The following is a 7202-nucleotide window of genomic DNA, read 5'->3' as shown; positions in this document are numbered from 1 at the left end:
TCGAGGCCGACGGCATCAGCGCGTTGAAATGGAGCGAAGAGCCCCCGCAGGTGGTGTTCCTGCACGGCGGCGGTCAGAACGCGCACACGTGGGACACCGTCATCCTCGGGTTGGGGGTGCCTGCGCTGGCGATCGACTTGCCGGGCCACGGGCGCTCGGCGTGGCGCGACGATGGCGACTACGGGCCCAGGCTCAACGCCGAAACGCTGCGGCCGCTGCTGCGGCAGTGGGCGCCCAACCCCCGGCTGGTCGTCGGCATGTCACTCGGCGGGCTGACCGCCCTGCGCATCGCTGCCACCGAGCCGTCGCTGGTGCCCGAGCTGGTTCTCGTCGACGTCACCCCGTCTGCGCCCGAGCGTCACGAGCAGATGACCAAGGCCCAGCTTGGCGCCGTCGCGCTGGTACAAGGCGAGCGGACCTTCCCCGATTTCCAGTCGATGCTCGACGCGACCATCGAGGCTTCCCCGCATCGCGACCGCAAGTCCTTGCGACGCGGTGTGTTTCACAACTCCAAACGCAATGAAGACGGCACCTGGACCTGGCGCTACGACTCCTTCCGCGGCGAGAACAAGAAGATGCCCGAGTCGTTCACCGGCTTGTGGGACGACGTGCCGCGCATCACCATGCCGACCACGCTGGTGCGCGGGGCCAACTCGTTCTTCGTCAACGACGAGGACGCCGAGGCGTTCGCCAACGGCGCGCCGGGGTTCCAGCGCACGCACGTGGTCGCCGACTCCGGCCACTCGGTGCAGGGCGACCAACCCCGCGCGCTCGTCGACATCCTGCGCGGCGTGCTGGGCGGCTGAGTTTTCGGCTGTTCACCCAAAGCTTTCGAACTGGTTGCCGAGTTCACGTAAGTTTCGGCCATGCCGCTCGTGCCGTTGCACCTCCTCGTCACCCACGACGGAAAATCAAAGCGCCAGCACGTCACCTGCAAGTACCGCTGCGGCGATGCCTGCTCCCAGCCCGTCCCGAATATCAGCGACAACACCTACTTCGGCGACATCGCCAAGACGGTGTCGCGGCGCTCGGTGCTGCAGGCCGGCGGTATCGCGGTGCTGGCCGTCGGCGCTGGATCCGCGCTGGCGGCCTGCGGACGCAGCTCGGAGCCGACTGCTGCACCGACATCGTCGCCGCAGCCGGTCCCGCAGACACCGCCCGGCATGCGATTTGAGTCCGTCCCACCCAACAGCGAGGACGCCGTCGTTGTCGCCGACGGCTACCAGCAGGGTGTGGTAATCAGTTGGGGTGACCCGGTTCTCGACGGCGCACCCAAGTTCGACGTCGCCCGCCAGACCGGCGCCGCGCAGCGCGGCCAGTTCGGCTTCAACAACGACTTCGCCGGCCTGCTGCCCATCGATGGGCAACCCAACCGGTTCCTGTTGGTCACCAACCACGAATACGTGACGCCGCGGTTCATGTTCCCCGGCTACAAGGAGGACGCGCCGACCCGCGAGCAGTTCGACGTCGAGATCGCCGCGATGGGCATGGGCGTCGTCGAGGTGGAGCGCTTACCCGGCGGCGGGTTGAAACCCGTTATCGGCCAATACAACCGGCGCATCACCGCCGACACCCCGATGACGTTGGTCGGGCCGGCCGCGGGATCTGACTTCGTCAAGACCGCCGCCGATCCGGCTGGCCGCACCGTGGCGGGCACCTTCGCCAACTGTTCGGGCGGCATAACCCCGTGGGGAACCGTGCTGTCGGGTGAAGAGAACTTCCAGGAATACTTCGGCGCCGCCGAGGGAGCGGCCACGCCGAACCCAGTGAACGCCGACCGCTACGCCCGCTACGGCATCACCGTGAAACCGACTGCGCTGCTGTGGGAGACGTTCGATCCCCGCTTCGACGTCGCCAAGACACCCCACGAGCCGAACCGGTTCGGCTACATCGTCGAGCTCAACCCGTGGGATCCGAAGTCGACGCCGGTCAAGCACAGCGCACTCGGCCGGTTCCGGCACGAAGCCGCCAACATCTACGTCACCGACGACGGCACCGTGGTCGCCTACAGCGGCGACGACGAGCGCTTCGACTACATGTACAAGTTCGTGTCGAGCAAGAAGATGCTGCCGGGAAGGTCGTTGGAAGCATTGGCGCACAACATGTCTCTGCTCGACGGGGGCACGCTGTATGTCGCGAAGCTGTCCAGCGACATCCCCGCCGCGCAGATCGACGGCTCGGGCAAACTGCCCGCCAAGGGGTCGTTCGGCGGCACGGGAACGTGGCTGCCGCTGCTGCGCTCGGGCCCCGACGGGCAGGCCGAGTCGCTGGTGCCCGGCGTGACCGCGCAGGAGGCGGCGGTGTTCACCCGGTTCGCCGCTGACAAGGCCGGTGCCACCAAGATGGACCGCCCTGAGGACTTCGAGGCGAACCCGCAGACCGGTAAGCTCTACGTCGCGCTGACCAACAACGACAAACGCGGCGCCCCGGGCCAGGCGCCGCCGGACGCGGCCAATCCGCGCAACGACAACAAAAGCGGGCAGATCCTCGAGATCACCGACAACCATGCGGGCACCGATTTCACCTGGGATCTGCTGCTGGTATGCGGCGACCCGGCCGCCGCCGACACCTACTTCGCGGGCTTCGACAAGACGAAGGTCAGCCCCATCTCGTGTCCGGATAATCTGGCGTTCGACAGCCATGGCAACCTGTGGATCTCCACCGACGGCAACGCGTTGGACTCCAACGACGGCCTGTTCGCCGTGGCGCTCGAAGGCCCGAACCGCGGCGAGACCAAGCAGTTCCTCACCGTGCCGCTGGGCGCGGAAACCTGCGGGCCGGTCGTCACCGACGACCTGGTGACCGTCTGCGTGCAGCATCCCGGTGAGCACGACGACAACACCATCGATGCGCCGTTGTCGCGGTGGCCGGAAGGCGGAAACGGCACCGCTCGCCCGTCGGTGGTGGCGGTGTGGAAAACCGACGGCCAGATTGGCCTTTGATCGGATCGGGAATGATGTAGCGATGGCCCACCCCATCCGCATCGGTGTCCAACTGCAGCCGCAGCATTCCCCCCAATACAGCCACATCCGCGACGCGGTCCGCCGGTGTGAGGACATCGGCGTCGACGTCGCCTTCAACTGGGATCATTTCTTTCCGCTTTACGGCGACCCCGACGGTCCACATTACGAATGCTGGACGATGCTCGGCGCGTGGGCCGAACAAACCTCGCGCATTGAAATCGGCGCGCTTGTCACCTGCAATTCGTACCGCAATCCGGAGTTGCTGGCCGACATGGCGCGCACCGTTGACCACATCTCTGACGGCCGGCTGATCCTGGGTATCGGCTCGGGCTGGAAGCGCAAGGATTACGACGAGTACGGATACGAGTTCGGCACGGCCGGCAGCCGCCTCGACGATCTTGCCGCGGCGTTCCCGCGCATCAAATCGCGGCTGGGCAAGCTCAACCCTGCGCCTACGCGTGACATCCCGGTGCTCATCGGTGGCGGCGGCGAAAAGAAGACGCTGCGCTTGGTCGCCCAATACGGCGACATCTGGCATTCGTTCAGCGACAGCGCAGAATACCCACAGAAATCCGCTGTGCTGGCCCGGCATTGCGCGGACGTCGACCGCGACCCTGACAGCATCGAACGGTCCGCGGGCGTTTCCGGCAAGGGCACCGATGCGCTGCTCGCCGAAGCCGATGCGCTCGCCGGGCTTGGCGTCACGCTTTTGACCGTCGGCGTCAACGGACCCGATTACGACCTCAGTGCCGCAGAAGCGTTGTGCCGGTGGCGGGATCGGCGCGCATCGCCGTAGCGTCGAAGTCGCGCAGGCGTAGCTGAGCTTAGGCTGCGCGAAGCTGTGCGACACAGAAAGTCTCATTCGGTCAAACGCCGACTCACGACCCTTTTGCGTGATTAACTATCGCCGCACGCGCACGCGAGGAGCGGTCCGGCCAATGCCCAAACGGTACGGAGTCAAGGAAAAGGACCAGGTTGTTTCTCACATCATCAACCTGGTGCTTACTGGAAAGCTGCGCTCCGGTGACCGGGTGGACCGAAACGAGATCGCCCACGATCTCGGCCTGAGCCGCGTGCCCATCCAGGAGGCCGTCGTTCAGCTGGAACACGACGGCATCATCTCCACGCGGTATCACCGCGGCGCGTTCGTCGAACGCTTCGACGAATCCGTCGTGCTGGAACATCACGAACTGCACGGCATGCTGCTCGGCATCGCTTCGGCGCGCGCCGCCAGTGATCCGCGGCCGCACGTGCTGGCCCAGCTCGATTCGCTCACCGAGTTCATGCGCATCAACCGCGAATCGCGCTCGTTCCAGGAAGCGGCGTGGCAGTACCGGCAGACCATCAACGAGGAGTACGCCGGTCCACGCCTGCTCGCCGAGATCCGTGCCTCACAGAGTTTCATCCCGCGGTCGTTCTGGATCACCTACATGAACAACCACGACGAGATGCTGCCGTTCTACGAATCCGAAACCGAGGCCATCCACTGCCATGACGCCGACGGGGCGCGTGCTGCCTGCGCCGGCCGGTCACAGGCCATGGGGCGGATCATGGTAAACGAGCTGGTGCGCCGCGGCGTGTTGGCGCCCTCGATACTGGCGAGGCAGCCCTCGGTTGCGCTCTGATTGAGCTGAAGCCGATCTCCTCACTGCTGCTGCCGCTACGTTGGCTTGAATGACCCCATCTCTTCGCCGCACAGGCAAGGTGTTGGTTATCGCATTGGTCGCGCTGATGGTGTTGGGCGCGCCGCCGGCCGCCGCCAACGTCGACCAGTGCGCGCCGCCGGGCGTCGATAGTGCCAGCGCCGTGCCGACCAACCTTGCGTCAGCCGCGAAGGGTCCCGGTGAAGACAAGTACACGACACCGTCGGTCGTGCCGCTCGATACCGTCAACGTCAACGCGCTCGGCCTGGGCACGCCGGGTGTTCTGACCGTCGGCACCCTGTCCGACGCGCCGCCCAGCATTTGCATCAACTCAGCGGGCCAGTTCACCGGCTTCGACAACGAGTTGCTGCGGGCGATCGCCGAGAAGCTTGGCCTGCGAATCAATTTCGTCGGCACGGAGTTCAGCGGGCTGCTCGCCCAGGTGGCATCGCGACGCTTCGACGTCGGATCATCGTCGATCACCACCACCGACGCCCGCAGGCGCACAGTCGGTTTCACCAACGGCTACGATTTCGGCTACTTCTCGCTGGTAGTGCCGACGGGGTCGGCGATCACCGGTTTCGACAAGCTGGCCGCAGGCCAGCGCATCGGCGTCGTGCAGGGCACCGTACAGGAAGCCTACGTCGTCGACTCGTTGCACCTGGACCCCGTGAAGTTCCCCGACTACAACACCGTCTACGCCAGCCTGAAGACCCGCCAGATCGATGCGTGGGTTGCACCGTCGCAGCAGGCGCAGGGCACCGTCCAGCCGGGTGATCCGGCCGAGATCATCGAAAACACCTTCAGCTTGGACAATTTCGTCGCCTACGCCGTTGCCAAGGGGAACAGGCCGCTGATCGACGCGCTCAACTCCGGGCTGGACGCCGTCATCGCCGACGGCACCTGGTCGCGGCTGTACGCCGACTGGGTGCCGCGCGAACTGCCGCCCGGCTGGAAGCCGGGATCGAAGGCCGCGCCCGTGCCGCAGCTGCCCGCCTTCGCGGCGATTGCCGCCACCCACAGGCGCGGCCCGTCGGAAACGGCTGCGGGACAGCCTAAGTCGACGCTGTCACAGTTGGCAGCTTCGTTCCTCGACTGGGACTTGTACAAGCAGGCCATCCCCGACCTGTTCAAGACCGGGCTGCCGAACACGCTGATCCTGACGATCAGCGCCAGCGTGATCGGCCTGGTGCTCGGTATGGCGCTGGCGGTCGCGGGTATCTCGCGTGCGCGCTGGTTGCGTTGGCCCGCACGCGTTTACACCGACATCTTCCGTGGCCTGCCCGAAGTCGTCATCATCCTGTTGATCGGACTCGGCGTCGGTCCGGTCGTCGGCGGGCTGACCGGCAACAACCCGTATCCGCTCGGCATCGCGGCGCTGGGCTTGATGGCCGCCGCCTACGTCGGCGAAATCTTCCGCTCCGGCATCCAGAGCGTGGAACCCGGCCAGCTGGAAGCGTCGCGCGCGCTGGGCTTCAGCTACACGGCATCGATGCGGCTGGTGGTGGTGCCGCAAGGGATTCGGCGCGTGCTGCCCGCGTTGGTGAACCAGTTCATCGCGCTGCTGAAGGCCAGCTCGCTGGTGTACTTCCTGGGCCTGATCGCTGATCAGCGCGAGCTGTTCCAGGTGGGTCGCGACCTCAACGCCCAAACCGGCAACCTGTCGCCGTTGGTGGCGGCCGGCCTGTTCTACCTCGTGCTGACGATCCCGCTGACTCACCTGGTGAACTACATCGATGCGCGGCTGCGCAGCGGTAAACCCGCCGCAGCCGAGGATCCGCTGGCCCCTGTGCACCCCGCGGCGTCGCGGGAGATGATCTGATGCCGACTGCCGCTTCGCCAGTATCGTTGTCCGCCAACGATATCCATCTTTCGTTCGGGCCAAATGCCGTGCTGCGCGGCGTCGACATCGACGTGCCTGCGGGCACGACGGCCGCGGTGATCGGGCCGTCGGGATCGGGGAAGTCGACGTTGCTGCGCACGCTCAACCGGCTCTACGAACCCGACCGGGGCGACATCCTTCTCGACGGCAGGTCGGTGCTGCACGACAACCCCGACGCGCTGCGGCAACGGATCGGCATGGTGTTCCAGCAGTTCAACCTGTTTCCGCATCGTTCGGTGCTGGACAACGTGACCCTTGCGCCCCGAAAACTCAAGAAGCTGGGTGCCGAAGAGACCCGCGAGCTGGGGCTGGCTCAGCTGGACCGGGTTGGCTTGCGGCACAAGGCCGACGTGCGACCTGCGACGCTGTCAGGCGGGCAGCAGCAGCGGGTGGCGATCGCCCGTGCGCTCGCGATGAGCCCGCAGGTGATGTTCTTCGACGAGGCGACTTCGGCGTTGGATCCGGAGCTGGTGAAAGGCATCCTCGAGCTGATCGCCGACCTCGGTTCAGACGGCATGACGATGGTGGTCGTGACGCACGAGATGGGTTTTGCGCGGTCGACGTCGGACACCGTGGTGTTCATGGACCACGGGCAGGTCGTCGAATCGGGGCCGCCGGAGCGGATATTCGACGCGGCGGAAACCGAGAGGCTGCAGCGGTTTCTGTCGCAAGTCCTCTGAATTGATTCTGCCCGTCGCGACAGACCCTGACAGG

At 66.0% G+C, this 7202-nt stretch carries 6 protein-coding genes; all 6 read left to right on the top strand.

What is annotated here, in order from left to right; all coding sequences use genetic code 11:
- On the top strand, nucleotides 1–806 hold an 806-nt coding region (locus A5651_RS05205), incomplete at its 5' end, for an alpha/beta fold hydrolase (protein ID WP_066976287.1).
- Between the two features lie 60 nt (nucleotides 807–866).
- On the top strand, nucleotides 867–2942 hold the full coding sequence (locus tag A5651_RS05200; protein WP_066976284.1) for a PhoX family phosphatase: 2076 nt from the start codon (nucleotides 867–869) through the stop codon (nucleotides 2940–2942).
- A 22-nt stretch (nucleotides 2943–2964) separates the two neighbouring features.
- Nucleotides 2965–3759 carry an LLM class F420-dependent oxidoreductase gene (locus A5651_RS05195; protein ID WP_066976281.1) on the top strand — a complete coding sequence of 265 codons (795 nt, stop codon included), beginning with the start codon at nucleotides 2965–2967 and terminating at the stop codon, nucleotides 3757–3759.
- Nucleotides 3760–3901: 142 nt separating this feature from the next.
- The gene (locus A5651_RS05190; RefSeq protein ID WP_066976278.1) at nucleotides 3902–4588 is read left to right on the top strand and encodes a GntR family transcriptional regulator; all 687 of its coding nucleotides are present in this window, start codon (nucleotides 3902–3904) and stop codon (nucleotides 4586–4588) included.
- 49 nt (nucleotides 4589–4637) lie between these two features.
- The gene (locus A5651_RS05185) at nucleotides 4638–6428 is read left to right on the top strand and encodes an ABC transporter substrate-binding protein/permease (RefSeq protein ID WP_066976275.1); all 1791 of its coding nucleotides are present in this window, start codon (nucleotides 4638–4640) and stop codon (nucleotides 6426–6428) included.
- Nucleotides 6428–7168 carry an amino acid ABC transporter ATP-binding protein gene (locus A5651_RS05180; protein WP_066976271.1) on the top strand — a complete coding sequence of 247 codons (741 nt, stop codon included), beginning with the start codon at nucleotides 6428–6430 and terminating at the stop codon, nucleotides 7166–7168. The genes A5651_RS05185 and A5651_RS05180 overlap by 1 nt, the downstream gene beginning before the upstream one ends.
- Nucleotides 7169–7202 lie beyond the last annotated feature (34 nt).

The organism is Mycobacterium sp. 1274761.0, from assembly GCF_001668615.1.
Lineage (GTDB): Bacteria > Actinomycetota > Actinomycetes > Mycobacteriales > Mycobacteriaceae > Mycobacterium.
The sequence above is the reverse complement of the archived record's forward strand: the minus strand, read 5'-3'. Positions and strand labels throughout refer to the sequence as shown.